General features: G+C 41.6%; 25 protein-coding genes and 1 pseudogene. 21 read left to right on the top strand and 5 right to left on the bottom strand.

The genetic code is table 11. The features are described from left to right. Window positions 1-17 precede the first annotated feature (17 nt). From HMPREF1195_RS07565 to HMPREF1195_RS07550, 4 genes are read left to right on the top strand one after another with little or no spacing between them, the layout of a single operon-like run. Window positions 18-872 carry an SDR family oxidoreductase gene (locus HMPREF1195_RS07565; protein WP_023919563.1) on the top strand — a complete coding sequence of 285 codons (855 nt, stop codon included), beginning with the start codon at window positions 18-20 and terminating at the stop codon, window positions 870-872. Then, a complete protein-coding gene (locus HMPREF1195_RS07560) occupies window positions 865-1,593 on the top strand; it encodes an ATP-binding cassette domain-containing protein (RefSeq protein WP_023919561.1) in 729 nt (242 codons plus the stop codon). The genes HMPREF1195_RS07565 and HMPREF1195_RS07560 overlap by 8 nt, the downstream gene beginning before the upstream one ends. Then, on the top strand, window positions 1,586-3,106 hold the full coding sequence (locus tag HMPREF1195_RS07555; RefSeq protein ID WP_023919560.1) for an ABC transporter permease/substrate-binding protein: 1,521 nt from the start codon (window positions 1,586-1,588) through the stop codon (window positions 3,104-3,106). Before HMPREF1195_RS07560 ends, HMPREF1195_RS07555 begins: the two co-directional genes overlap by 8 nt. Next, entirely contained in the window at window positions 3,103-3,726 is a 624-nt protein-coding gene (locus HMPREF1195_RS07550) for an endonuclease III domain-containing protein (protein WP_003009934.1), read from the top strand. The genes HMPREF1195_RS07555 and HMPREF1195_RS07550 overlap by 4 nt, the downstream gene beginning before the upstream one ends. A gap of 76 nt (window positions 3,727-3,802) precedes the next feature. Here the strand turns inward: HMPREF1195_RS07550 and HMPREF1195_RS07545 are convergent. From HMPREF1195_RS07545 to HMPREF1195_RS07535, 3 genes and pseudogenes are all read right to left on the bottom strand, one after another. After that, window positions 3,803-4,033 (bottom strand): annotated as a pseudogene (locus HMPREF1195_RS07545) (IS3 family transposase); the annotation flags it as partial. Window positions 4,034-4,264: 231 nt separating this feature from the next. Beyond that, window positions 4,265-6,928, bottom strand: coding sequence for an ABC transporter permease (locus HMPREF1195_RS07540; RefSeq protein WP_021154352.1), 2,664 nt, complete (start codon window positions 6,926-6,928; stop codon window positions 4,265-4,267). A gap of 12 nt (window positions 6,929-6,940) precedes the next feature. Beyond that, the gene (locus HMPREF1195_RS07535) at window positions 6,941-7,642 is read right to left on the bottom strand and encodes an ABC transporter ATP-binding protein (protein WP_023919558.1); all 702 of its coding nucleotides are present in this window, start codon (window positions 7,640-7,642) and stop codon (window positions 6,941-6,943) included. 229 nt (window positions 7,643-7,871) lie between these two features. On the opposite strand from HMPREF1195_RS07535, the gene HMPREF1195_RS07530 reads away from it, so the two are divergent. From HMPREF1195_RS07530 to glmS, 5 genes are all read left to right on the top strand, one after another. Next, the gene (locus HMPREF1195_RS07530; protein WP_023919556.1) at window positions 7,872-8,246 is read left to right on the top strand and encodes a TetR/AcrR family transcriptional regulator; all 375 of its coding nucleotides are present in this window, start codon (window positions 7,872-7,874) and stop codon (window positions 8,244-8,246) included. A 9-nt stretch (window positions 8,247-8,255) separates the two neighbouring features. Beyond that, a complete protein-coding gene (locus HMPREF1195_RS11305; RefSeq protein WP_230514280.1) occupies window positions 8,256-8,420 on the top strand; it encodes a TetR-like C-terminal domain-containing protein in 165 nt (54 codons plus the stop codon). Between the two features lie 176 nt (window positions 8,421-8,596). Continuing rightward, window positions 8,597-9,292: a gamma-glutamyl-gamma-aminobutyrate hydrolase family protein gene (locus tag HMPREF1195_RS07525; RefSeq protein ID WP_023919554.1), complete on the top strand. Its 696-nt coding sequence runs from the start codon at window positions 8,597-8,599 to the stop codon at window positions 9,290-9,292. Between the two features lie 134 nt (window positions 9,293-9,426). Beyond that, window positions 9,427-10,812, top strand: coding sequence for a glycoside hydrolase family 1 protein (locus HMPREF1195_RS07520; protein ID WP_023919552.1), 1,386 nt, complete (start codon window positions 9,427-9,429; stop codon window positions 10,810-10,812). Window positions 10,813-11,044: 232 nt separating this feature from the next. After that, window positions 11,045-12,853 (top strand): glutamine--fructose-6-phosphate transaminase (isomerizing), encoded by a 1,809-nt coding sequence (gene glmS / locus HMPREF1195_RS07515; RefSeq protein WP_013904548.1) that lies wholly within the window; start codon window positions 11,045-11,047, stop codon window positions 12,851-12,853. A gap of 58 nt (window positions 12,854-12,911) precedes the next feature. On the opposite strand, the gene HMPREF1195_RS07510 is transcribed toward glmS, so the two are convergent. After that, window positions 12,912-13,769, bottom strand: coding sequence for a 5'-nucleotidase, lipoprotein e(P4) family (locus HMPREF1195_RS07510; RefSeq protein WP_003004374.1), 858 nt, complete (start codon window positions 13,767-13,769; stop codon window positions 12,912-12,914). Between the two features lie 435 nt (window positions 13,770-14,204). Here HMPREF1195_RS07510 and HMPREF1195_RS07505 point away from each other — a divergent pair, with 435 nt between their 5' ends. The 12 genes from HMPREF1195_RS07505 (at window position 14,205) to HMPREF1195_RS07450 (ending at window position 23,023) form a co-directional block, all read left to right on the top strand. Next, window positions 14,205-15,206 carry a uroporphyrinogen decarboxylase family protein gene (locus tag HMPREF1195_RS07505; RefSeq protein ID WP_023919550.1) on the top strand — a complete coding sequence of 334 codons (1,002 nt, stop codon included), beginning with the start codon at window positions 14,205-14,207 and terminating at the stop codon, window positions 15,204-15,206. Between the two features lie 17 nt (window positions 15,207-15,223). Beyond that, complete coding sequence (locus tag HMPREF1195_RS07500; RefSeq protein ID WP_023919548.1) at window positions 15,224-15,424, top strand: hypothetical protein; 201 nt, start codon at window positions 15,224-15,226, stop codon at window positions 15,422-15,424. Between the two features lie 99 nt (window positions 15,425-15,523). After that, on the top strand, window positions 15,524-16,525 hold the full coding sequence (locus HMPREF1195_RS07495; protein ID WP_023919547.1) for a uroporphyrinogen decarboxylase family protein: 1,002 nt from the start codon (window positions 15,524-15,526) through the stop codon (window positions 16,523-16,525). 26 nt (window positions 16,526-16,551) lie between these two features. Beyond that, window positions 16,552-17,430, top strand: a complete 879-nt coding sequence (locus HMPREF1195_RS07490; RefSeq protein WP_023919545.1) for a transporter substrate-binding domain-containing protein — start codon at window positions 16,552-16,554, stop codon at window positions 17,428-17,430. A gap of 66 nt (window positions 17,431-17,496) precedes the next feature. Next, complete coding sequence (locus tag HMPREF1195_RS07485; RefSeq protein ID WP_023919543.1) at window positions 17,497-18,189, top strand: amino acid ABC transporter permease; 693 nt, start codon at window positions 17,497-17,499, stop codon at window positions 18,187-18,189. Between the two features lie 3 nt (window positions 18,190-18,192). Further along, window positions 18,193-18,879, top strand: coding sequence for an amino acid ABC transporter permease (locus HMPREF1195_RS07480; RefSeq protein ID WP_023919541.1), 687 nt, complete (start codon window positions 18,193-18,195; stop codon window positions 18,877-18,879). Window positions 18,880-18,898: 19 nt separating this feature from the next. Then, window positions 18,899-19,663 (top strand): amino acid ABC transporter ATP-binding protein, encoded by a 765-nt coding sequence (locus HMPREF1195_RS07475; protein WP_003016067.1) that lies wholly within the window; start codon window positions 18,899-18,901, stop codon window positions 19,661-19,663. Between the two features lie 107 nt (window positions 19,664-19,770). Then, window positions 19,771-20,169, top strand: a complete 399-nt coding sequence (locus HMPREF1195_RS07470) for a DUF1310 family protein (RefSeq protein WP_023919539.1) — start codon at window positions 19,771-19,773, stop codon at window positions 20,167-20,169. 186 nt (window positions 20,170-20,355) lie between these two features. After that, complete coding sequence (locus HMPREF1195_RS07465) at window positions 20,356-20,742, top strand: DUF1310 family protein (protein WP_023919537.1); 387 nt, start codon at window positions 20,356-20,358, stop codon at window positions 20,740-20,742. Window positions 20,743-20,744: 2 nt separating this feature from the next. Next, complete coding sequence (locus HMPREF1195_RS07460) at window positions 20,745-22,346, top strand: lipase family protein (protein ID WP_023919535.1); 1,602 nt, start codon at window positions 20,745-20,747, stop codon at window positions 22,344-22,346. Then, the gene (locus HMPREF1195_RS07455) at window positions 22,325-22,705 is read left to right on the top strand and encodes a hypothetical protein (RefSeq protein WP_023919533.1); all 381 of its coding nucleotides are present in this window, start codon (window positions 22,325-22,327) and stop codon (window positions 22,703-22,705) included. The genes HMPREF1195_RS07460 and HMPREF1195_RS07455 overlap by 22 nt, the downstream gene beginning before the upstream one ends. Window positions 22,706-22,723: 18 nt before the next feature. Further along, window positions 22,724-23,023: a hypothetical protein gene (locus HMPREF1195_RS07450; RefSeq protein ID WP_023919531.1), complete on the top strand. Its 300-nt coding sequence runs from the start codon at window positions 22,724-22,726 to the stop codon at window positions 23,021-23,023. A gap of 57 nt (window positions 23,024-23,080) precedes the next feature. Here HMPREF1195_RS07450 and HMPREF1195_RS07445 read toward each other — a convergent pair whose 3' ends face one another. After that, window positions 23,081-23,923 (bottom strand): DUF4839 domain-containing protein, encoded by an 843-nt coding sequence (locus HMPREF1195_RS07445; RefSeq protein ID WP_023919530.1) that lies wholly within the window; start codon window positions 23,921-23,923, stop codon window positions 23,081-23,083. Window positions 23,924-23,951 lie beyond the last annotated feature (28 nt).

Raw genomic sequence — 23,951 nt, 5'->3', positions numbered from 1 at the left:
GAAAGGAGGCAACAGTTATGATTGGAATTACAGGTGTAACAGGGAAATTAGGTTCCTATGTGTCTGATCTTGTCGATAAAAAAGGAATTGCTTCTATCCATCTGGCAAGAAGTCCAGAGCGGGCAACAGTCTACGCGTCAGCGGAAATTCGTAAGATGGTGTATGCCAATACTCCAGAGGTGGTTGAGGCCTTAAAGGGTATCGATGTCTTATTGATGGTCTCTGCTCGGGAAAATCCAGAGCGTGTTGAGGAACACACGAGTTTTTTAAATGCCGCAAAGCTAGCGGGGGTGCAGCATATCGTCTATACCTCCTTTTACGGAGCAGATGAAAAAGCAACCTTTACCTTGTCTCGAGATCATGCCCAGACGGAAGCCTATATCAAGGAGTTAGGATTCACCTATACATTTTTGAGAGATAATTTTTACTTGGACTTCTTGATAGATATTGCTCTTGAAAATGGAGAGATTCGTGGTCCAGCAGGAAGTGGGAAGGTTTCAGCAGTTGCCCGTAAGGACACATCTAGTGTTGCAGCAGAGATTCTTTTACATGCTAAGAAATGGGAAAATCAAACCTTGAATCTAACAGGACCAGAGGAACTTTCCATGGAAGAGATCGTAGCGCTTCTCTCAAAAGAGACCGGTAAGACCATCGCGTATGTGGATGAATCAGTAGAAGAAGCCTATGAGTCACGGAAAAAATGGCCAGCACAAACTTGGGAGTATGATGCCTGGGTCAGTACCTATACAGCGATTAAAGCTGGAGAACAAGCTGGAGTTTCAGCAGATGTCGAAAAAGTCCTAGGGCATCCAGCAAGTAGCTTATTGGATATTCTTAGAGACAGAAAACTTATTGAGGAAAAATATGATTGAATACAAACATGTAGCCTTGCGCTACACGGAAAAGGACATTTTGAAAGATGTCAATCTCCGCATTGAAAATGGAGAATTCATGGTGCTAGTGGGTCCTTCAGGATCTGGTAAGACCACCATGATCAAGATGATTAACCGTCTTTTGGAGCCGACAGATGGCAATATCTATATGGATGGGAAACGTATCAAGGACTATGATGAACGGGAGTTACGTCTCAGTACCGGCTATGTCCTTCAAGCCATTGCCTTATTTCCTAACTTGACCGTTGCTGAAAATATAGCATTGATTCCTGAGATGAAGGGCTGGACTAAAGAACAAATCACTTCTAAGACAGAAGAACTCTTGGATAAGGTGGGTCTCCCTGCTGCAGAGTATGCAAATCGCATGCCTAGTGAATTATCTGGTGGGGAGCAACAGCGGATTGGCATTGTGCGCGCTATCATTGGAGAACCAAAAATTCTATTGATGGACGAACCTTTTTCAGCCTTGGATGCCATCTCTCGCAAGCAGTTGCAGGCTCTTACAAAAGATTTACATAAAGAATTCGGCATGACGACCATCTTCGTAACCCATGATACGGATGAGGCCTTAAAATTAGGGGATCGCATTGCGGTGCTACAGGAAGGAGAAATTCGTCAGGTGGCAGACCCTGAAACAATTTTACAAGCGCCTGCGACAGACTTTGTCGCAGATTTGTTTGGAGGTGCTCACCATGTCTAAACTACTTACAACTTTTCAAGAACGTTTTGGGGACTGGCTTACAGCCCTTGGACAACACTTACAATTGTCTCTCTTGACCTTATTGGTCGCTATTTTTCTGACGATTCTGCTGGCAGTTTATCTAAATAGCCATAAAAAAGCAGCGAACTGGGTGTTACAAGTTGCGGGTATCTTCCAGACCATTCCCTCAATGGCTTTGTTGGGTCTCTTTATTCCTTTCATGGGGATTGGAACCTTACCGGCCCTTACAGCTCTAGTCATTTATGCTATTTTCCCGATTTTGGAAAATACAATCACAGCCTTGAACGGCATTGATCCTAGTCTTGAGGAGGCAGGGATTGCTTTTGGAATGACCAAGTGGGAGCGACTCAAGAAGTTTGAAATTCCACTGGCCATGCCTGTCATTGTATCGGGGGTTCGTACAGCAACCGTTATGATCATTGGGACAGCGACTTTAGCCGCTCTTGTTGGAGCTGGAGGATTGGGTTCCTTTATCCTTTTGGGGATTGACCGTCGGAATGCCAGTCTCATTTTAATCGGCGCAATCTCATCAGCCATTTTGGCCATTCTTTTCAATATCATTCTCAAATGGTTGGAAAAGGCAAAGTTGCGTACGATTGTTGCAGCCTTTGCGGTGATGCTCCTTGGTTTGGGGGCGAGTTATGCTCCAAGCATGATTCCTCAGAAAGAAAAAGAAAATCTAGTCATAGCTGGGAAATTGGGGCCTGAACCTGAAATTCTCATGAATATGTACAAACTTCTCATTGAGGGAAATAGTGACATGACAGTGACGGTTAAGCCTAACTTTGGGAAGACAGATTTCCTTTATCAAGCGCTTAAAAAGGGTGATATCGATATCTATCCAGAATTTACAGGGACCATTACAAGTTCTCTTTTGCAACCAGCTCCTAAAGTCAGCAACGACTCCAAAGAAGTTTTCGAGGTTGCGCGTGATGGTATAAGGAAACAAGATCATCTAGCCTTGCTCAAACCCATGGCTTATCAAAACACCTATGCGATTGCTGTTCCGAAAAGTATTGCGAAAGAGTATAATCTGAAGACGATTTCTGATCTCAAGAAAGTTCAGGACAAGCTCAAAGCTGGTTTCACGTTGGAATTTAACGACCGTGAGGACGGAAACAAAGGACTTCAATCAGTTTATGGACTAAATCTTAATGTGGCTACCATGGAGCCGGCACTTCGCTATGAGGCAATCCAACAAGGCAATATTCAAATAACAGATGCCTATTCAACAGACCCAGAAATTGCTCAATATAATTTAGTTGTTCTAGAGGATGACCAACACCTCTTCCCACCTTACCAAGGAGCACCCCTCATGAAAGAAGCTCTTCTTAAGAAACATCCAGAATTGGAAGGCATTCTGAACAAGTTGGCTGGCAAAATCACAGAGAGCCAAATGAGTCAGATGAACTACCAAGTGGGAGTAGAAGGAAAACCTGTTGCTAAAGTCGCACGTGAGTTTTTGGTAAAACAAGGACTATTGAAGAAATGATTAAGCAAGAAGAAATACAAGAAACTCTTTTGCGACTCTGCAAGCACTATGGAGAACAAAATTGGTGGCAATCGGATAACAAGATTGAAGATTTGGTATCGACCATTCTGATCCAGCGAACAACAGAGAAGAATGCTAAGTTGGCTTTAGCTGGTCTAATGGATGTCATGACAGTAGAGGGTATCCTGGCTTTACCGCTAGAAGAGTTACAGGAACGTATTCGACCTGCCGGATTTTTCAAGCAAAAGTCACAAACGATTAGGGGACTTCTGACCTGGTTAAGAGAAGTTGGTGGTTTTGAGTTTCTTGCCAGAATTGGAACAGAAGATTTACGGAAGCTACTGTTGGAGTTAAAAGGGATTGGACCAGAGACTGCAGATGCACTTTTACTTTATCTTTTTGATCGTCCCGTTTTTATTTCGGATGAATATGCGAGAAGACTTTTTCGACGCTTAGGATTTGGAAACTTTGATACCTATAATGACATGCATGCTGTTTACGGTAACGTCTTGGAAGGCCTCACTCTCAAACAATGCCAAGAGATTCATGCTGTCATTGATGAACATGGGAAAGCTTTTGGCAAAAGTAAAGGCCAGTTAGACGAAAGTTGGTTACGATAAAAAGAGCCTAGGACAGTAGTCCTTTGACTCCACAAAAGAAACTGATTTTGTACTAACCTAAAGTTAGACAATTTATTTAAGCAAAGGATTTAGTTCTGTATTGCACAGGACTAAGTCCTTTTAGTTTTATCTTAATGCGTTTGTTGTTGTAATAATTAATACAGTCTACACTAGCTTGTTCCAATTGCTCAAGTGACTGAAACGTTTTCTCATGACCATAAAACATCTCAGACTTCAGAATGCCAAAGAAGGATTCCATCATGCCGTTATCTGGACTATTGTATTTACATGACATAGATGACTGGAGTATAAGAGTCATCCAAAAGTATGTGCCTCCTTGTTAAATATCAAAAGATTGGTGAAATGAATAGCGAATATCCCTTTTTATTTTACTTAAAATCAGATTTTTGGATGGAAATACCAGATGATAAAGTAAATCATTTAAAAAATAAAAAAGACAAACGCCCAAAATGACGTTTGTCTAGAATAAGGAAGTTATCCTTGTACTTTAGCTCTACTTATTAGCTTAGATCGTATGTTACTCAACAGATTTTAGGGCTTCGAGCATATTGACTTTCTTAAGGTGTTGGTTCACAAAGATACCGAGACCTGTCAGAATGATAATGACAACAAGTGTTGGAATGGCATAGATGAGCCAGCTCAGACCTGGATTGAACATAATATTTTCAGGAGGGATAACCTCTACCATGTATTGATGCAATCCCCAACCAAGTCCGAATCCAACCAAGATACCAATGATAGAGAGATAAATGGTTTCTCGATAGATGTAGAGTGTCACTTCTCTATTAAAGAAGCCTAGAACCTTAATGGTTGATAACTCACGGATACGTTCTGCAACATTGATATTTGTCAAATTAAAGAGAACAACTAAAGCAAGAAGAACAGAAATCCCAATCAATACTGCCATAACACGGCTAAGGGAGTTGACGATGGTCTTGATTTGTGCCTTTAGAGTAGTATTTTGAACAACCCCTTTGACACCATCAAGCTCCATAAATTGACTGGCTGTTTGCTCAACGTTTTTGTCTGAGTGATTCTTCAGTGTCAGAATAGTAGCATTTTGGCTCGCCTCTTTACCAAAAGCATTTCTGTAAGTAGTTTCATTCATAAAGATGAAGTGACCCATATACATTTCAGAAATACCAGCAACTTTGAGTTTGATATCCTTGTCTTGGCTATTTTGAACGGTTAACTCATCCCCTACAGAAACGCCAGCTAAGTCTGCCAATTTCTCAGAAATAATAATCCCTTTGTCGGTCAAATCGAGTTTTTGACCAGTTTCACGATTATTGAGCTTGATGTAATGTTGTAGAGTTTCTTGATCCTTGTCTTTGACCACAAGGGTTGTGATATCTTGACGATCGTTATTATTTCCTGCCACTTTTGAAAGCATTTCGTAATGAATAGAAAGATGTTCCTTGACCTTGCTATCGTTAATTAATTTTTGGATGTTTTCCTTTTCCTGCCCATCCAGATGATCCTTGTTTGCGACAATCATATCATAGCGAATGATGTTAGGGAATTGGCGTGTGTTAAGGTCTCCAATAGAAGAACGAATACCGAGTCCAGCAAAGAGAAGTGCGATGGAACCGCAGACACCAAAAATAGTCATGAACATCCGTTGCTTGTATCGGAAAATATTACGGGCAGTGACTTTTTGTGTAAAGTTCATCCGGTTCCAAAGTGGGGTGATGCGCTCCAAAAGAATCTTAGAACCAGATGTTGGAGGTTTTGGAAGAAGAAGTTGGGCTGGCTTTTCTCCTAATTCGCGCTTGGCTACCATGAAAGCGGGAAGAACTGTGGACAAAAGACCAAGCACAATAGCTAGAAGAGTCTTAAATGGATAAAAGTGTAACTCAATTGGTGCGAGGAGGATTCGCTCTTTATAACTATTGTATATGATAGTTGGAAGGAGAATATGTCCAGCAGCAACCCCAATAGCAGTACCAATCATGCTCGTCACGAATCCATAAATAATAAATTTACGGATGATGTCCTTGTTTTGGTAACCGAGAGCTTTGAATGTCCCTGCCTTAATCCGTTCTTCTTCGACGAAGCGTCCCATTGTTACAAAGGTAACCAAGGCAGCAATAAAGTAGAGGATAACAGGGAAGATATTACTGAGGTTCTGAAAAACAGAAGCGTTGGTCTCATATGAAACGTACCCTTCTGACCAAGGAGCTTCACGACGTGTGTAGACATCGTAGCTTGGTTCAGCAATGCTATCGATTTTTTCTTGAGCTTCCTTTATTTGCTCCTTCTTGTCAGCGATTTCATCTTGTGCCTGAGTCAATTGTCCCTGGACAAGAGGATTCTTATCCTGACCGCTGGCTTTCGCTTGTTCAAGTTTCTTGTTAAGCTCCGTTTCTGCTTTCTGAAGTTGTCTTGTTTGTTGGTCAATCTTAGCCTGTGGATCAGCTTTTAATTCTTTCAAACGGTTAGCAGGCTGATTTTTTACTAATTTTTCAAGCTCATCCTCGTGTTTGGAAACCTTGTCAGTGTAATCCTGGGTATAGGGGTTAGCTCCACGGACGTCTTTGTAAGCTAAGCGTGCAATCATGTAGACGTCGGAATCAAAACTAGATTCAGGAACAACCGCATACCCTTTGAGTTCCCCACTACCAGCTGTCGATGAACCTAGGTCAACACTTGATAAGATTTCAGAAGACTGAACAAAGCCAGTGATGGTAAAACTGTGTTCTTTTAAGACATCCTTACCATTGTCACCCTCTTTTTCAGAAAACTCAATTTTGTCACCGATCTTATAGTTATCTTGATAGACTGAAGAAAGAGCAATTTCACCTTGCTTACTTGGAAGTTTTCCTTTTACAACCTCATAAGTTGAGATATCTTTTGGTTTTGAAAATAGTCGAAAGGAATCAGTGGAACCTTTCAGTACTACATCTTTAAAGTAACCATACTCAATGTTTGCCTCTGATGAGACTTGATTTAGGAGGTCTTGATCTGACTGGTTCAGTCCATAGCTACCAGTAACTGTGAGGTCAGCTGTTTGGTGTTTAGTAAAATAGCTTGTTCCCGTGTGTTGCATATCAGGTGTCGTCACCTTTAGACCCACAAGAGCGAAAGAACCTAAGGCCATGAGTGAAGCAATAGAAACCACCCGTCCTTTAGAACTAGAGAAAGACTTTCTCACGTCCTTCCAATAAGTTTTACGATTCATGAGACATCCTTTCTAGTACTCGAGGCTATCAATATCTTGTGGATGGGCATTGAGTTCAATACTTTGAACACGCGCATCATGCATACGAATCACACGATCAGCAATAGGTGCAAGCGCCCCGTTGTGAGTGACGATGATAACGGTAGCTCCTTCATTGCGAGCCTTGTCTTGGAGAATCTTCAAGACCTGTTTTCCAGTATTGTAATCCAGGGCTCCTGTAGGTTCGTCACAGAGGAGAATTTTCGGATTTTTTGCGACGGCGCGAGCGATAGCTACCCGTTGTTGCTCACCACCAGACAATTGTGCAGGGAAGTTGTTGATGCGTTTTCCTAGACCAACATCAATCAAAGTTTGTTCCGCATCTTTAGCATCCGCGACAATTTCAGAAGCCAACTCTACATTTTCTTTGGCCGTTAAGTTTGAGACCAAGTTATAGAATTGAAAGACGAATCCGACATCGTCTCTACGATAGGCTGTTAATTGTTTCGCATTATAATTGGAGATGTCTTTCCCATCGATGACGACCTTTCCTTCATCATTGGTATCCATACCAACAAGAATATTGAGAACAGTTGATTTTCCTGCCCCAGAAGAACCGAGTATAATCACTAACTCCCCTTTTTCAATTTCGAAAGTGATATCATTGTTTGCGATGATTTCCACATCACCTGTTTTATACCGTTTGTAACTATGTTTCATTTCAATATACGCCATGTGTATTTGTCTCCTTTAAAAATTATCAGCTGCTAAAACAACAACCTGTTGAATAATTACGAAGGTTATTTTATGATTTTTTAAATACGATTGCTACAACAGAAAACAACAATGTGTTGAAATAACGAAGAAAATATGATAATCATAACTGAAAATATCAGATGATAGTTGACATTTTCAAAATTCGAGATATACTTTAATCAACAATATGTAGAAATAAGGGGTTCGTATGCAACAGAGACAAACGACAACTAAGTCAGATATTAAAGAAGCCTTCATTCAGCTTTTGGCTACAAAAAGTTTAGAGGATATAACGATTAGTCAGTTAACTAAAAAAGCGGGTGTCAACCGCTCGACATTTTATCTGCACTACCTAGATAAACAGGATTTTTTAGAGCAATTAAAAGAAGAAACCATAACGACGGTTCGTATGATTTTGAGGAAAGAAACCTTTTATCCCAAAGAAGCCTTAGAAGCCATCTTGTCTTATTTCCAAGAGAACAGTGCTTTTTTTGCTGAAATTGCAAAAAATCCAAGCTTTCGTTTTGCAGACAACATTCGTTATTTTATCTTGGGGATGATTGAGTCTACGCCACGTTCTTGACCAGTCATTGTGGCAGCTTATCAAATGCCAGAGCGCTATGCTATTACCATGTATGTTTCTGGTTTGACAGGACTTATTGTCGACTGGATTATCAATGGGACTCAGGAAAACCCCCAACAATTGACCAAGATTATACTGGATTCCCCAGGGATGGAGTGGTTTAAAGAAAAGTAACTACTTAAGAATCCTCAGGGGCTTTGAAACAGAATTGCCTCTTATTGACAGAAGTTAGATGGCTGAGTCCTTTCATTCTAATTGTTGACTGTCTCTTCAAAAACTCTCCATTGAGTCTAGCTTAAAATTGTGTTACAATAAGCCTTGAAAACGAATGAAAGTATATGGAAACAAGTATGAAAATAAGACCAGTGATTGGAATTACAGGAAATGAAAGACCCTTCCCGGATGATCCAGACGCGAACATGAGTTATGCGGCGACTGGTTTTGTCGAAGCGGTCAAAGAAGCAGGAGGGATTCCCTTGATCTTGCCGATTGGAGATGCAGCCTTGGCCAAAGACTACATATCGATGATTGATAAGCTCATCATCACCGGTGGACAAAATGTCTTGCCCAAGTTTTACGGAGAAGAAATCACCATCGACAGTGATGACTACCTCTTAAAACGCGATCTCTTTGAGTTGGCCTTGATTGAAGAAGCGCGTGCGGCTAAAAAAGCTATCTTTACCGTCTGCCGTGGGACCCAGCTCTATAATGTCGCTCTAGGGGGAACTCTGCATCAAGACATTGAACACCACTGGCAGGACAATCCAGGTCAGTACACCAGCCAAGAGTTGGTGACCAAGGATCAGACGGTCCTGCAAGAGATTTATGGTAAGACCAGTCGCATCAATTCTTTCCATCATCAAAGTATTAAAGACTTGGCAGATGGCCTAGAAGTGATCGCGCGGGATCCTAAAGATGACATCATAGAAGCTGTTCAATCCACAGATGAGAGTCGTTTCCTCGGCGTTCAGTGGCATCCGGAACTGCGTTTTGACAAGAGCCCAGCAGATCGCAAGCTCTTTGAATATGTCGTGACTCAATTGTAAAGAGGACCAGCTCCCTTAGGAATTTTTCCTAAGGGGCTTTTTCTTTAATCTGCGTAAGAAAGACTGTAAATTGTGCCTAGGTTTTGGAGGTGGATTCGTTACAATAGAGCTAGTAGAATGAGGAGGATTAGGACATGTATCAATTTCCAAAGGATTTTTTATGGGGGAGTTCGACCTCGGGCCCTCAAACAGAAGGGCGTCTAGCCCAGGATGGAAAGGGAGACAATCTCTGGGATTACTGGTATAGGATCGAGCCCAACCGCTTTTATCAAGGGCAAGGACCAGAGAAAACATCGACTTTTTATGAACACTGGGAAGAAGATCTGGACCTCTTGTTAGAAACCGGCCACACTGCCTTTCGAACCTCTATCCAGTGGTCACGTATTTTCCCAGAAGGACGAGGGGAAATCAATCAAGCAGGTGTTGAGTTCTACCGCCGTGTCTTTGAAAAGATTAAAGAAAAAGGGATTCACCTCTTGGTCAACCTCTATCATTTTGATTTACCGATGGCTCTTCAAGAGCAAGGGGATGGTTGGGAAAATAAAGAAACCGCCTATGCTTACCAGGAATATGCGCGTTTTTGTTTCAAGACCTATGGAGATCTGGTCGATCAGTGGATCACCTTTAATGAACCTATTGTCCCTGTAGAATTTGGTTATTTTTATGATGCCCATTTTCCTCATAAGGTAGACGCAGCAGCAGCTGTAAAAGTAGCCTACCACACCCAGTTAGCAAGCTCACTAGCGGTCAAGGCCTGTCATGAGGTGAATCCTAATTACCGTATCGGGATTGTGCTCAATTTGACACCAGCCTATCCTCGGAGCCAGCATCCAGAAGATGTGAAAGCTGCGCGTATTGCCGAGCTCTTTCAAGCCAAATCTTTTTTAGATCCATCTGTTCTTGGTCATTATCCTGAAGAATTAGTGGAGATCCTACGGGAGCGTGATCTCTTACCGGATTATGATCCCTTTGAATTGCGCTTGATCGAGGAAAATACGGTGGATTACCTAGGGGTTAACTATTACCAGCCACTCCGTGTAGCAGCTCCTCGTTATGCTCCAAATCCAGCATCTCCCTTACTCTTTGAACAATTTTATGAACCCTATGTCATGCCAGGACGCAAGATCAATCCCCACCGAGGTTGGGAAATCTATGAGCAAGGTTTGTATGACATTGCCCAAAATATCAAGGAAAACTATGGCAATATCGAGTGGATCCTGACAGAAAATGGAATGGGGGTTGAAGGAGAGGAAAAATTCCGCAAGGATGGCGTGATCCAAGACGACTACCGGATTGACTTTGTCAAAGACCATCTTCGTGAGCTCCACCGGGCTATTCAAGATGGTGCTAACTGTAAAGGTTATTTGATCTGGACCTTTATTGACTGTTGGTCATGGCTCAATGGCTACAAGAACCGCTATGGCTTAGTTGAGTTGGATCTCGAAAGTCAAAAACGAACCCTCAAAAAATCTGGTCATTGGTTCCGTAAGTTGAGTCAGCGGAATGGATTTGAAGAGTAGAAAAAGCAACCTATCAACCAAGATGTTGATAGGTTTTTCTTAACCCTCCCTTAACTAGACCAATTTTCTTGAATTTCCTAGTTGACAAACTGGAAGAAGCATTGTATACTGACTCCGCTGGTTGCTTTTTGGTCAAATTAGACTAGACCAATTTTAAAGTAACTGAGAAATCGACCATGGGTCGTTTGACTAAGTAAAGGGGAAAGTATAGCAAGGCTATATCGTAAAAACTATGTGCGGAATCGTTGGTGTTGTAGGAAATACAAATGCTACTGATATTTTGATTCAAGGACTTGAAAAACTCGAATACCGAGGCTATGACTCTGCGGGTGTTTTCCTAGCTAGTGAAGGCAAGAGCCAATTGGTAAAGGCAGTTGGTCGCATTGCAGAATTGTCATCTAAGGCAGAAGGTGTCGAAGGAACAGCTGGGATTGGACATACCCGTTGGGCCACTCATGGAAAACCAACTGAGGACAATGCCCACCCACACCGCTCTGAAACAGGTCGCTTTGTTTTGGTCCACAATGGGGTCATTGAAAACTACCTTGAAATCAAGGAAGAATACCTAGCAGGTCACCATTTCAAGGGGCAAACAGATACAGAAATCGCTGCCCACTTGATCGGAAAATTTGCTGAAGAAGATGGCTTATCTACGCTCGAAGCCTTCAAAAAAGCCCTCCACATCATCCGTGGGGCCTATGCTTTTGCTTTGATGGATGCGGAAGATCCAAGCACGATCTATGTGGCAAAAAATAAATCACCACTCTTGATCGGTCTTGGCGATGGTTACAATATGGTCTGCTCTGATGCCATGGCCATGATTCGTGAAACTAACCAATATATGGAAATCCATGACCAAGAGTTGGTCATTGTCAAGGCTGACAGCGTTGAAGTGCAAGACTATGATGGCAACGTCAAAGAACGGGATAGCTACACGGCTGAACTCGACCTTTCTGATATTGGAAAAGGGACTTACCCATACTACATGCTCAAGGAAATCGATGAGCAACCAACTGTCATGCGTAAGTTGATCCAAGCCTATACAGATGAATCTGGACAAGTAGTGGTAGATCCAGCTATTATCAAGGCTGTTCAAGAAGCAGATCGAATCTATATCCTTGCGGCTGGTACCTCTTACCATGCTGGATTTGCGTCTAAAAAAATGTTGGAAGAGTTGACAGATACTCCAGTAGAACTCGGTATTTCATCTGAGTGGGGCTATGGTATGCCACTTCTCAGCAAGAAACCACTCTTCATCTTTATCAGCCAATCTGGTGAAACAGCCGATAGCCGCCAAGTATTGGTCAAAGCTAATGAAATGGGCATCCCAAGCTTGACAGTGACCAATGTCCCAGGTTCAACTCTTTCACGTGAAGCAGACATGACTATGTTGCTCCATGCTGGTCCTGAAATTGCGGTAGCTTCTACTAAGGCTTATACGGCTCAAATCGCAGCCCTTGCCTTTCTGGCTAAAGCTGTTGGGGAAGCCAATGGCAATGAGAAGGCCAAAGCCTTTGATTTGGTGCACGAATTGTCTATCGTTGCCCAATCGATCGAATCAACCCTTTCAGAAAAAGAAGTCATCGATGAAAAAGTTCGTGGCTTGTTGGAAACAACCCGCAATGCTTTCTATATCGGACGTGGTCAAGATTACTATGTTGCCATGGAAGCCAGTTTGAAACTAAAAGAAATTTCTTACATCCAATGTGAAGGCTTTGCAGCGGGTGAGTTGAAACACGGGACCATCGCTCTGATCGAAGAGGGTACACCGGTCATCGCCCTCTTGTCAGATCCAGTCCTAGCCAGCCACACACGTGGAAACATCCAAGAAGTGGCAGCACGTGGGGCTCATGTTTTAACCATTGCAGAAGAAAATGTCGCTAAAGAGACAGATGATTTGGTCTTGACAGCGGTTCACCCTTACCTCTCTCCAATCTCAATGGTGGTGCCAACCCAATTGATTGCCTACTTTGCAACCCTTCATCGTGGGCTCGATGTTGATAAACCACGAAACCTTGCTAAGTCTGTAACCGTTGAATAAAATTATCTATATAGAAAAAAACATCCTCGTTAGGTTTTTCCTAGCGAGGATGTTTGCTTTATTTGTCAAAACCTTGCAAGGCTTTGAGGCGTTCTTCTGTTTGTCCCTTGGCATCTAGTTTTTTACCTTGGTAAACAGCAGATTCCCATGATCCATACATTGGATTTGGGAAGATGATGAATTTTTCACCAAATTCTTTTTGCAATTCGTCCAATTTCTTGTCGCGATCAGCTTCAGAGGTCTTGGAAAAATCTGCAAAGTCAACCAGGTTGTCCCCGAAGAGCAAGACAAGATTGGTCTTTTCTTGTACAGCTTGGCGACGGCCTTCTTTTGATTTGACGCCATCTTCTAAGAACATGAGGTGGTCACGTCCTTGAACAGGAATGCCTTCTTTTTCAAGGTTCTTGATGGTATCATCTACTTGAGAGGTTGTACGGTCAGAAATGTAGTAGATTTGAACCCCGTTTTGATCCGCATATTGAAGAAAATCTTTGGCACCTGGCACCGCTTTTGCGGCTGCTTTTTTCACCCAAACATCCCAATCTTTAGGATTGAAGGCCGTACCATCTTTGACGTTTTGAACTTGGTAAGGGCTGTTGTCTAAAACAGTTTCGTCCAAATCCAAGACGATGGAATAAGGCTTATCAGAAGGAGTTTGGAGGATCTCTTTCAAACGGTCAGTAGCGACATTGTAGCCTTGTAAATACAAAGCCTTGGTTTCTGCTGCCTTTTGGTACCAGAGAACAGACATGGTATTTTCTTGTGAGCGCTGCTGATCATAGGTCATCGTCACCTGATTTTTAGTGCTACTTGCTTTTGTCTCTTGCGTTTTAGTGGTGTTGCTTCCACAACTCGTCAGTAAAATGACAGAAGCAAGAGCAGAAACGATGGTAAAGGTGGTTTTTGTTGTTTTCATAAACCGTACACTCCTTAAAATTATTCTATAAAAATTATACTCCTTTCAATCTTGCCTGACAAGAAAGAGAAGAAGGTGTCTAGGAATCGGTGAAAAGAAAAAAGAAGGAAAAACGCTGCTATGAAAGGTTTCTTCGCCTCAACATATGCTATTTTTTCCTTTAAAAGAAGGGATATAGTTTTCTGCTATAACCGGATCAAGAAAAGATCAAAGCATCCCTTTTCTTCTAAAATGAAACAATAAAGAAAGATACTCGCAAGTCCCTATTTTCAAGGGCTTGCGTTTTTTTGATGCCTTTCTCAATAAAGAAATTTTAAGGCCTTGATAGGGAAAATATATTAGTCAGCTACTTTTTGAGGTGATATCATGGTTACAAATTCCAGAAGGAAAGCAGTCAGTCTTTCTGTTGGAGAAATATTGAGGAGGATGTACAGTATGAGTAAAAAAGAATTGGTTCTTCGTGCCATTCGAGGCGAAACAGTAGAGCGAATCCCTGTAGGATTTTGGCTCCATTATGTGACCCAAGAAGAAAAAGAATTGGGTCTAGACAATCCGGCTGTAGTAGAAAAAAGTATTAAGGGCCACCAACACTATGTAGAAGAAATTTCACCTGATTTTGTCAAGATCATGAGTGATGGCTTCTTCCGCTATCCGAGTGCTCTTTATTCGAGAGAGATCCAATCGATCCGAGAATTGAAGGATATTCAACCGATTGGAGAGCATCATCCATGGATTGAAAAACAAATCGAGGTGGTCAAGGAAATTTGTTCTCATTTCCATGAAGAGATTGCTTCTTTCTACAATATCTTCTCGCCCATTTCTTATTTGAAACGCTGGTTCCGTACGGACCAATCTCGTGGAGACCAAGTGATTGCAGACTTTATCAAGGAAGATCCAGAAACTTTAGCTCATGTCCTTGACGTGATTGCAGGAGACATCGCTACTTTAAGTCGTCGCTTGATCCAAGAAGCAGGTATTGAAGGTATTTACTTTTCAACCCAGCAGATCCAAGATGAGCGTGTGACAGATGAAGAATACCGCAAGTTCATTGAGCCTAGCAGCATCGCTGTCCTAGAAGCAGCCAATGAAGCTGGAGGCATCAATATCCTTCATATTTGTGGTTTTGAAGGGGCCAGCAATGAAGTGGAGCTCTTCAAGGATTATCCAGCTCAAGTCATTAACTGGGCGACCCATCATGAAGGTCTGAGCCTAGCCGCAGGTCGTAAACTTTTCGGCGATCGTGCCGTTTTGGGTGGCTTTGTCAACGGCAAGAAAGGTTTGCTCTACCAAGGGGAACGAGAAGCTATTGAGCAAGAAACGCGTCGCTTGGTGGCTGAAGCCGGAAGCCGTGGTTTGATTCTTGGAGCAGACTGTACCGTGCCAGATGATTTCCAATTGGAACGCTTAGATTGGGTACGTCAAGCAGCTGTATTGTAAGAAGAAAGGAGAGGGAGATGAAAAAAATCGATGTATGGTGTATCCTGGTAACCGTTTTGTTTTTGCTTCTAGGGCTCAGTAAAGTAGCTCTAGCAAGCAGTCAGGGGAAAGCAAAAAAAGATCCAGATATGGCAAGACTGGAGAAGATTCCAGCTCATAGTTTCTCCCTCATCCGCCCGTCTGATCTAGCAGGAATTCTACTCCTTGAAGATCAGTGATAAAAAAAGATGAAGAGCTTGATAAAAAATATATATTAGTCAAACAATTATCGAAGTGATAAGATAACAAACAAGAAAAGATTAGAACGAGGTAAGAACATGTCATCAAAAAGAGAATTAGTGTTAAAAGCTTTCAAAGGAGAAGCAGTCGACCGTGTGCCAGTTGGATTTTGGCATCATTTTACAACAGAAGAAGAATGGTTGAAAGGATTTTCAAATCCGGAAATTATTGAAAAAAACCTCAATGGCCATAAAAACTTCCTTCACAAGGTCAAACCAGACTTTGTCAAACTCATGAGTGATGGTTACTTTGCTTATCCAAATCCAGCCATTCACAAAGGCCTTGAAAACATCTCTGACTTAGCAGGGATTGAACCACTCGGAGCAGATCATCCATGGATCACAGAGCAAGTAGAGCTCGTTAAAAAAATCCGTGCCGGTTTTGAAGAAGACATTGTGGCTATCTACAATATCTTTGCTCCGGTGACCTACTTCAAATGGTTGGTCGGAGAAGTTTCAGGAGGAGATGACTTGATCGCCAACTTTATCGATCAAGATGCAGCAACTCTTAAAAAAGTATTGGATACAATTGGCCAAGATATTGCAAGTTTGAGCCAACGAATTATTAAAGAAGCAGGAGCAGACGGGATCTACCTCAGTGTTCAAAGTATCCAAGATGCGCGGGTTACACAAGAAGTCTATAAAAACATTATTGCACCGAGTGAACTCCATGTCTTAGAGGCGGCCAATGAAGCCGGTGGCGTAAATATTCTTCATATCTGTGGCTACGAAGGAGCTCGCAATGATATCTATCTCTTCACAGACTACCCAGCCCAAGTCATTAACTGGGCAGTCGGACCAGAAGGAATCAGCCTAGCAGAAGGACGCGAAATCTTCGGTGGACGCACGGTTCTTGGTGGCTTTGAAAATGGTAAAAATGGTCTTCTTTACACAGGAGATAAGGCTGCGATCCAAGCAGAAACCAAACGCATCATCGCAGAAACCGGAACCACAGGTTTGGTCATCGGTGCCGATTGTACGATTCCAAGTGACATTGATGAAGAACGAATCGAATGGGTTCGTGAAGCTGCAGCAGAATAAGGAAAATAGAAAAGGGAGAACAGAGTATGAGTAAAAAAACATGGATTATCGGTGGGGTAGCAGTACTTGCCATTGCAGGTGCAACCATTCTTGGACGGAGCTTGAACCATGCAAACGACAGCAAAGGCTCAACAGGAACGAACAAGGTAACAACCTTGAAAGTAGCCCACACTCAAAACTATGTACCGTATGATTTCGTTGATGAAAAAGGAGAATCAGATGGCTATGAAGTAGCCGTTCTCAAAGCCATTGACGAAAAACTACCAGACTACAAGTTTGAGTACACTGGAACAAGTGATGACGATCTCTTAATCGGTCTAGAATCTGGTAAATACGATATCGGAACCAAAGGAGCTTGGTATACCGAAGAACGTGCTAAGAAATTTATCATTCCAAAAGAACCAATTGGAGCAAGTATCATCGGATTTACCGTACGGAAAGAAGATGCGAATAAATACAAGAACATCGATGACTTCGCTAAAGAAAAAGGAAAATTGGTTCCAATTTCACCACAAAATGCGCAGTGGAATGTTATTAAAGAATACAATGAAAAGCATAAGGACCAACAAATCGAATTAACAGCTGCCGAATCTTTCAAAGTCGCAGATGCCTATGCTTGGGTTCTTGAAGGACGTTACGATGCCTTCTTTGACATCAAACTTTCCTTTGAAAAAGCTGTCACAGATAAAGATGGTTCTTACCACCAATACGCGGACAAACTTAGCTGGTTTGCCTACAAAGGAATTCCAACTTACCCATTGATCCATAAGGATAAGAAAAACGAAAAATTTGCGGAAGCATACAGCAAGGCTATCAAAGAATTGGAAAAAGATGGGACACTTGCTAAATTGTCGAAAAAATATTTCGGTGAAGATGTCTTCAGTTATGTAGATAAAGAGAAATAAGATGGAACTGGGTGCGCATAGCCCCAGCTTCCTTATTTCTATCCGGATACAGAAAGGAAAAGAAACATGGTCTCATACGACATTTCCAAGGTCTGGTCATTTCTTCCAACCTTGGTCCAAGCTCTACCAGCGACCTTAGCTTTGATGGTGTTAACGACGCTTCTTGGTTCTGCATTTGGCTTGGTTTTGACTTGGGCACAAGTATCAGAAGAGAAGGTAGGAGCAGGTCTGGCAAAAGGTTATGTCTTTACTTTACGTTGTACCCCTCCGATTGTCTTGCTCTTTTTGGTCTTTTATGGACTTCCCCAATTTTTGAACTGGTGGTTGGGCATTGACATTGACCACTGGTCCAAGTTTGTCTTTGTCCTTGTTGCCATGTTTCTTCTCTTTGCCGCTATGATCTCTGAGGTCTTCAAGGCAGCCTATTTGGCCATTCCAAAAGGTCAGATGGAAGCGGGCTTGAGTATCGGCTTGACGCCAGCTCAAACCATTTGGCGGATTGTCCTTCCCCAAGCCTTTCGCGTAGCTCTTCCAAATATGACGACTGCCATCTTGAACCTCATGCGCGATGCCGCTTTGGCTTATACCATTGGCTTTATCGATATCATGGGAGCAGGCAACAACTTGATCAGCCGCAATCTTGGGAATTATTCCCTCGAAACGTATACAGCTGTCGCAGTGATCTACTGGGGAATTGCCCTTGTGATCTCCTTCTCCGCTCAACTCCTTGAGAAACGACTCAGTGTAACAGAAAGGTAGCTTATGGATTTCAATTTTATTAGTAAAGCATTTCTAGCCACCTTGGGTGGTGTTCCAGTGACCCTTCTGATCATGGTCGTATCGATTCTCTTGAGTTTCCTTCCAGCCCTCTTTTTGGCGCTCGGTCAGATCTATAAGGTCAAAGGGGTTCGCAGTTTCTCAGTGATTTACTTAGCTTTTATCCGCGCGACACCTCCGATTCTCTTGATTCTCTTCTTTTATAGTCTCTTTCCCAGCCTCTTAAATAGCTTTTTTAAGAGTATTGGCAGTCACTTTAATGTCTTTGAGATCAATCCCATTTACTATGCCTTTATCATCTTTAGCTTGATGACAACAGGGAGCCTGGCTGAAATTCTACGGTCAGCCATTCTGACTGTGGATAAGGGCCAGCTAGAAGCAGCGCAAGCCATTGGTTTGACAAATCGCCAAGCCTATATCCGCATTGTTTTTCCACAAGCCTTGCGTGCGGCCCTGCCCAATCTGTGTAATCTGGTTATCAACTTGGTCAAAGGAACCTCCCTTGTCTTTGTCATGACCATCAAGGATATCACCGCCATTGCCAAGGTCGAAGCCTCTTATGGCTATCAATATTTTGAATCCTATCTAGTGATTTTTATTCTTTATATTGTCATTTGTGGGGTGATTCAGTGGGGATTCAACCTCTTAGAAAAACGCCTGACACTCGCATAGAAGAAGGAGAAATAAGAAGATGTTAGAAGTAGAACACGTATCGAAAAAATTTAAGGACCACCAGGTCTTGGTAGATGTTAATCTCAAGGTCAACCAAGGGGATGTGGTCGTTATTTTGGGGCCATCTGGATCAGGAAAAACAACCTTCCTTCGCTGCCTCAATCACTTGGAAAAGGCAGATACAGGTCACCTCACCCTAGGTGGAAAAGAGTATGACCTCTCAAAACTCAGCAAAAAAGAGATTCTAGAAATCCGGCAAAAGACAGCCTTTGTCTTCCAGCATTACAATCTCTTTGCCAACAAAACAGCGCTTGAAAATATCTTAGAAGGCCTGGTTGTGGCCCGTAAGATTCCAAAAGAAGAAGCCATCCAACGGGCAGAATCAGCCCTTGAAAAAGTTGGTCTCCTCGCTTATAAGGATTACTATCCTTCTCAATTGTCAGGTGGCCAGCAGCAACGGATCGGAATCGCGCGTGCCATCGCAGTGAAACCAGATGTGATCTTGCTAGACGAGCCGACTTCAGCGCTAGACCCAGAGTTGGTCGGTGATGTATTAGATGTCATGAAGCAATTGGCCCAAGAAGGAGTGACCATGGTTGTCGTAACCCATGAGATGGGCTTTGCGCGTGATGTGGCCAACCACGTTATCTTTATGGATGGCGGACACATCATCGAAGAAAACGAACCGCATGAATTCTTCAACAGTCCAAAAGAAGAACGAACCAAACAATTCCTCTCACGGATTTTATCCGATGCCACTTATAGCGTCGAATATATGATTTAACAAGAGACACACCCAGTAAGGGTGTGTTTTTTAGGCTCTGGAAAAAATTTTAAAAAATTGGTTCATTTTTTAGAAATCATTACGAATAATATAAGTGAGAGGGAAATATGACTGATAAAAAACAACGATTAATGCTACTATTCTTACTAACTTTGTTTCTAGGAGGCTGCAGTCTTTTTACAGATAAAGCTGCTGAGAGAAGGGAAATGATTCAGATTGCAGAAAGCACGAAAATGGAGCGAGCGATAAAACACTTGTTAATCAGTATCGATCCGAAAGCTTTCACTTCAGAAGGGATCATTCACTCCTATACCCTGATAAAAGGTGAATTGGAATACAATCCAATGGGAGGGATGAATGTCACTCTCGTTATCAATGGCGATAAAGAGTTAACGATCGATACGACTGTTCAAATGGAAGATTCAGGACAGTTCGAAGCAGGTAGTTACGGTATTTCAGCAAAATTAGATGATCTGTTAAGTAAAGCAGAAGAGACTGGGAAATAAACTCATTCAGGTAAATACCCCTAATATAGGAAAATAGAAACATTTCTGAATCAAAGTTGGTATGTTACATCAATAGCTAGTGCTTGTAACGATTTGGCAACATTTTTTAACAAAAGTAACATTTCAGACGTTGATGGAATTTTGTATAATAAATTTTAAGAAAACTAGAGAAAGAAATGGGAAGAAATGAAAAAAAGTAAATTAATTGTGTTGATAATGGTAGTATTTAGCCTGAGCTTAGGAGGATGTAGCTTTTTTAATGGACAATCTGCCAAGAAACAAGAAATGATTCAAATCGCAGAGAGTAAGAAGATGAAAGTGGCGATTGAAAATATGTTGAAAAAATTAGATCCTAAAGCTCTTACTCCAGAAGGAAAAATAAAATCATATAAAATCTCTAAAGATGATTTAGATTATAATCCGATGGGAGGGCTATTAGTAAAAATAGTTATAAATAATGATGAAAAATTAGTTTTAAGCACAACTATACAAGAGGACGCTACAACAGGGAAATATGAAGAGACCTATTTTGGGGAAACAGAGGAGTTAAGTGATTTATTAGATAAGGAGTGATAATGGCTAATAATTTAAATTTCAATGATCAACAAAATGTTAAAGCTGCTCTACTTGAATACGAAAAAGATGTCAAAATAAATGGAAAGTTTAAAATTGGGACGAAGAAAGACGAATACATTGGTAATGTTGCCCATATTTATGATAACGTAAATGACAATGAGGAGCAGGTCTTCGTTCTTACTAATAATGGCCAAGGCGCGCAACAAAATGCAGTCCCCTATACTGCTTCTGATGAAGCGCGTGCCCAAATCCATGACGTGACTGTCTTGATGAAGGGATCTGAAACTGAAATAAGTACACAAAAATTACTCCATGATACATATACGGATTGGGTAAAGACAGATTTGCCAGCAGCTTCCAATATTTTGAACCCTGGTGGTGCAAGCGAGTATGCAACAGAATATGCGAAGAATTATGCGCGAGATAAGGCTAAAGATGGTTTTAACAATGCTGTAGAAGCTTTTGAAGATGCAATTATTCCTACATCTATTAATCTTCCACCGGAGGCCACTCCCTTAGGTAGGTTTATGAAAAAGGCGCTGGACAATCCTGTCAGCAATTTCATACAGGAAAAAGCATCAGATGCGGTCGGCTTTTTTGCAGAAAGAACAGCCGAAGAACAGGTTAAATTTCCTGCTTTAATAGGAGCTGCTTTTTTAAAAAAATACAATGATGAAAACGGTAATTTCCCGCCTCCGCAGTTTAAAGATGCTGCAGCTCATTTGAAAGAGGTGATCCGAAAATACCCCAATGCCAAGATCGATCTATACGGTCACTCTCTGGGGTCTATGAATATTCAGTATGCGCTTGCCTGCTTAACGGAAGAGGAAGCTTCTCATATTGGGACCGTCCATTTATATAATGGTCCTAATGCCTATTCCATCTTAACACCCGAGCAAAAAGCGCGCATAGATTCGCTGAAGTACAAAATCTATAACCACATTGACCATAAAGATTTGGTTAGCTTGGGCTATCAGGATTCTGGAAGCAAGGAATCCAGTGGGATTGTCAAGCACCTCAAAACTAAGAATTTGAAAAATACTGGCCTGCAGCACATGATGCATGGTTATATCTATGATAAGGATGGGAATTTGGTTCTTGAAAAGGGAACGGAAGCCATCACTCGCAAGGAAATCATTGAAGAGCGGATGAAGGTTTACTATCGCCTAAAGGATAAATTGCAAAAAACAGGTGGTGGACTGAGCTCAAGTGAACGGATCTATCTGGATGCTTTGCAGGCGCGCTTGGCTTCTGATGAGCTGATTCGAGTAGTGGATGAAGGGCTGGAGCAAGCTCAGAAATCTAAGGCACAACTGGATACAGATTTAGAAGCTTTGGAGAAAGTATTACAGACCGTTCCGAAAGGATTCATTCTCAGCCTTGATGAAGTAGAAGAGGCCTATGCACAGGCTGGTGCGACAAGGCAAACAGTTGTCACTGAAGTAAGAGAAAGGTTCGACAATCGTTTGGCTGCATATCAGTCCTTATCGAATGAATTCCATGCTTTAAACGAGCAAGTGAATGCAGGAATTGAACTCTTAAAAACAAAAGATCAAGAAATAGCAGGAGAAATGAACCAGTGGGAACAACTAGCTTATTAATTTCATCTACTCTTTCGAAAAAGGAAAAGAAACTAGATCACTTGGAAAGAGAGTTCCAAAAAGCGCGCTTGGAGCTAGATGAAAAGCGTTGCCTAGTGGAAAGAAAACAGCAGCTCTTCACCCAGATGCTGGAAGAAGAGTATGCGATGGCAGCTTCCTTCTTACAAGAGCAGGAAGTTGATAACAGTTGTGGATGGGAGTCCCTCCATCGCTGTATCGAAGAGTATGATCTCGAAGCTAGAGAAGCTGCACAAGTAGCCTTAAAACAGATCGAAATCGAGGAAGAGAATTTATGGCAATCCTACCGGAAAGATAGACGCCAACTGGAAGAGGAGTTTGCACAAGATAAAGTTTCATAGTATAGAAGAGGAGGAAGTATGGGTGATAGTCCAGTCAAAGATTTCTTTGATTTAGATATGAAAGATAAGATGAGGATCATCGAAAGCCGAAAGAAACTTGAAAAAGATTTAATCCGGGTTGTCTATGCGCCCGTTTTATTGACCTGCAAGGCAGGAGTTGAGAAGCGTTACAATGATGGCTTGACTGCGATTACAACAGTAGCCGAAGAAGATGTCCAGGTAGTTGGAAAGCAATTGGATCAGTCCATAGTGGGTCAATTTGCTAAAAATGTACAGACGGCTATTCAAGAAAAAGCTGGGAAATTTAATACAGTGTAAAAATTATATGAGTAAAATTATAATAGAAAAAAGCCACATCGATTGAGTGGCTTTTTTCTATCGAGGGCTTATTTCTATAAGACCTAAATGTAGTATTTCTTGTCCTATATTATATCCTGACAATCTTGCTTTTATATGAATATTTTCTCCTTCAATTATGTTATTACCATTAAAACTTTTAAACTCAGGATCTACCGCAGGACGTACCTCATCTAATTTAAAATTTGGTGACGGGACTGCTTCATTTGGACCTTTATAATCTCCTGAATAGATTAGGATGTCGTTATAAGTATTTCGTCCCTCGCTTTTTGCGATATCAGCAATATGACCATCAAATTCCACCACTTGTCCTTTATATTTATTAACGAATTCGTTGATCTTATCTGGATCTTCAGTTTGTAGAATTGTTGCAAATTCTGTGTTGTTTTTAGCAGTGAGAATTGAAGGAGTGCTAGAGGAACTACTAGCACTGGAAGAACTGGACCTCGTTTCTGAACTGCTTGTTTTGGAACTTTCTGAAGAACTACTTTCAGTTTTTATACTAGATGATGTAGGATCAGTAGTTTGTTTCATGATTTTTGAACTAGGGGTTGCTTGTTTGGCGGATTTTGATGTGTCATCCTTAGGACCAAAAATGATGAGTAAGCCTGTTATTACAATAAGCAAGATGGCACCAGCGATACTTCCAATAAGTTGTAGCTTTTTCAACTGATCTCGTTTCCGTATCTCCTCACTAGATAGTGGAGTGATAGAAACCTCGGCTTCTTTAGAAAATAATCCGAATATACCTCCACTTCCTTCTTCTAGTACTTCAATGGTCGCATCTTCTTTTTTGACGTTTAAATCTTTAAGACCTTTTTTAATAGCTTCTTCAATATTTTTTCCTTTATAAATCCCCATGATATTATCCTTAACTAGTTATTTTATA

Origin of the sequence: Streptococcus parasanguinis CC87K, assembly GCF_000507765.1 — a bacterium.
GTDB lineage: Bacteria > Bacillota > Bacilli > Lactobacillales > Streptococcaceae > Streptococcus > Streptococcus parasanguinis_J.
The sequence above is the reverse complement of the archived record's forward strand: the minus strand, read 5'-3'. Positions and strand labels throughout refer to the sequence as shown.

Excerpts from the sequence above, each read along its gene's own strand:
- HMPREF1195_RS07565 (WP_023919563.1), top strand. The coding sequence starts at position 18 with ATGATTGGAATTACAGGTGTAACAGGGAAATTAGGTTCCTATGTGTCT.
- HMPREF1195_RS07560 (WP_023919561.1), top strand. The coding sequence starts at position 865 with ATGATTGAATACAAACATGTAGCCTTGCGCTACACGGAAAAGGACATT.
- HMPREF1195_RS07555 (WP_023919560.1), top strand. The coding sequence starts at position 1,586 with ATGTCTAAACTACTTACAACTTTTCAAGAACGTTTTGGGGACTGGCTT.
- HMPREF1195_RS07550 (WP_003009934.1), top strand. The coding sequence starts at position 3,103 with ATGATTAAGCAAGAAGAAATACAAGAAACTCTTTTGCGACTCTGCAAG.
- HMPREF1195_RS07540 (WP_021154352.1), bottom strand. The coding sequence starts at position 6,928 with ATGAATCGTAAAACTTATTGGAAGGACGTGAGAAAGTCTTTCTCTAGT.
- HMPREF1195_RS07535 (WP_023919558.1), bottom strand. The coding sequence starts at position 7,642 with ATGGCGTATATTGAAATGAAACATAGTTACAAACGGTATAAAACAGGT.
- HMPREF1195_RS07530 (WP_023919556.1), top strand. The coding sequence starts at position 7,872 with ATGCAACAGAGACAAACGACAACTAAGTCAGATATTAAAGAAGCCTTC.
- HMPREF1195_RS07525 (WP_023919554.1), top strand. The coding sequence starts at position 8,597 with ATGAAAATAAGACCAGTGATTGGAATTACAGGAAATGAAAGACCCTTC.
- HMPREF1195_RS07520 (WP_023919552.1), top strand. The coding sequence starts at position 9,427 with ATGTATCAATTTCCAAAGGATTTTTTATGGGGGAGTTCGACCTCGGGC.
- glmS (WP_013904548.1), top strand. The coding sequence starts at position 11,045 with ATGTGCGGAATCGTTGGTGTTGTAGGAAATACAAATGCTACTGATATT.
- HMPREF1195_RS07510 (WP_003004374.1), bottom strand. The coding sequence starts at position 13,769 with ATGAAAACAACAAAAACCACCTTTACCATCGTTTCTGCTCTTGCTTCT.
- HMPREF1195_RS07505 (WP_023919550.1), top strand. The coding sequence starts at position 14,205 with ATGAGTAAAAAAGAATTGGTTCTTCGTGCCATTCGAGGCGAAACAGTA.
- HMPREF1195_RS07500 (WP_023919548.1), top strand. The coding sequence starts at position 15,224 with ATGAAAAAAATCGATGTATGGTGTATCCTGGTAACCGTTTTGTTTTTG.
- HMPREF1195_RS07495 (WP_023919547.1), top strand. The coding sequence starts at position 15,524 with ATGTCATCAAAAAGAGAATTAGTGTTAAAAGCTTTCAAAGGAGAAGCA.
- HMPREF1195_RS07490 (WP_023919545.1), top strand. The coding sequence starts at position 16,552 with ATGAGTAAAAAAACATGGATTATCGGTGGGGTAGCAGTACTTGCCATT.
- HMPREF1195_RS07485 (WP_023919543.1), top strand. The coding sequence starts at position 17,497 with ATGGTCTCATACGACATTTCCAAGGTCTGGTCATTTCTTCCAACCTTG.
- HMPREF1195_RS07480 (WP_023919541.1), top strand. The coding sequence starts at position 18,193 with ATGGATTTCAATTTTATTAGTAAAGCATTTCTAGCCACCTTGGGTGGT.
- HMPREF1195_RS07475 (WP_003016067.1), top strand. The coding sequence starts at position 18,899 with ATGTTAGAAGTAGAACACGTATCGAAAAAATTTAAGGACCACCAGGTC.
- HMPREF1195_RS07470 (WP_023919539.1), top strand. The coding sequence starts at position 19,771 with ATGACTGATAAAAAACAACGATTAATGCTACTATTCTTACTAACTTTG.
- HMPREF1195_RS07465 (WP_023919537.1), top strand. The coding sequence starts at position 20,356 with ATGAAAAAAAGTAAATTAATTGTGTTGATAATGGTAGTATTTAGCCTG.
- HMPREF1195_RS07460 (WP_023919535.1), top strand. The coding sequence starts at position 20,745 with ATGGCTAATAATTTAAATTTCAATGATCAACAAAATGTTAAAGCTGCT.
- HMPREF1195_RS07450 (WP_023919531.1), top strand. The coding sequence starts at position 22,724 with ATGGGTGATAGTCCAGTCAAAGATTTCTTTGATTTAGATATGAAAGAT.
- HMPREF1195_RS07445 (WP_023919530.1), bottom strand. The coding sequence starts at position 23,923 with ATGGGGATTTATAAAGGAAAAAATATTGAAGAAGCTATTAAAAAAGGT.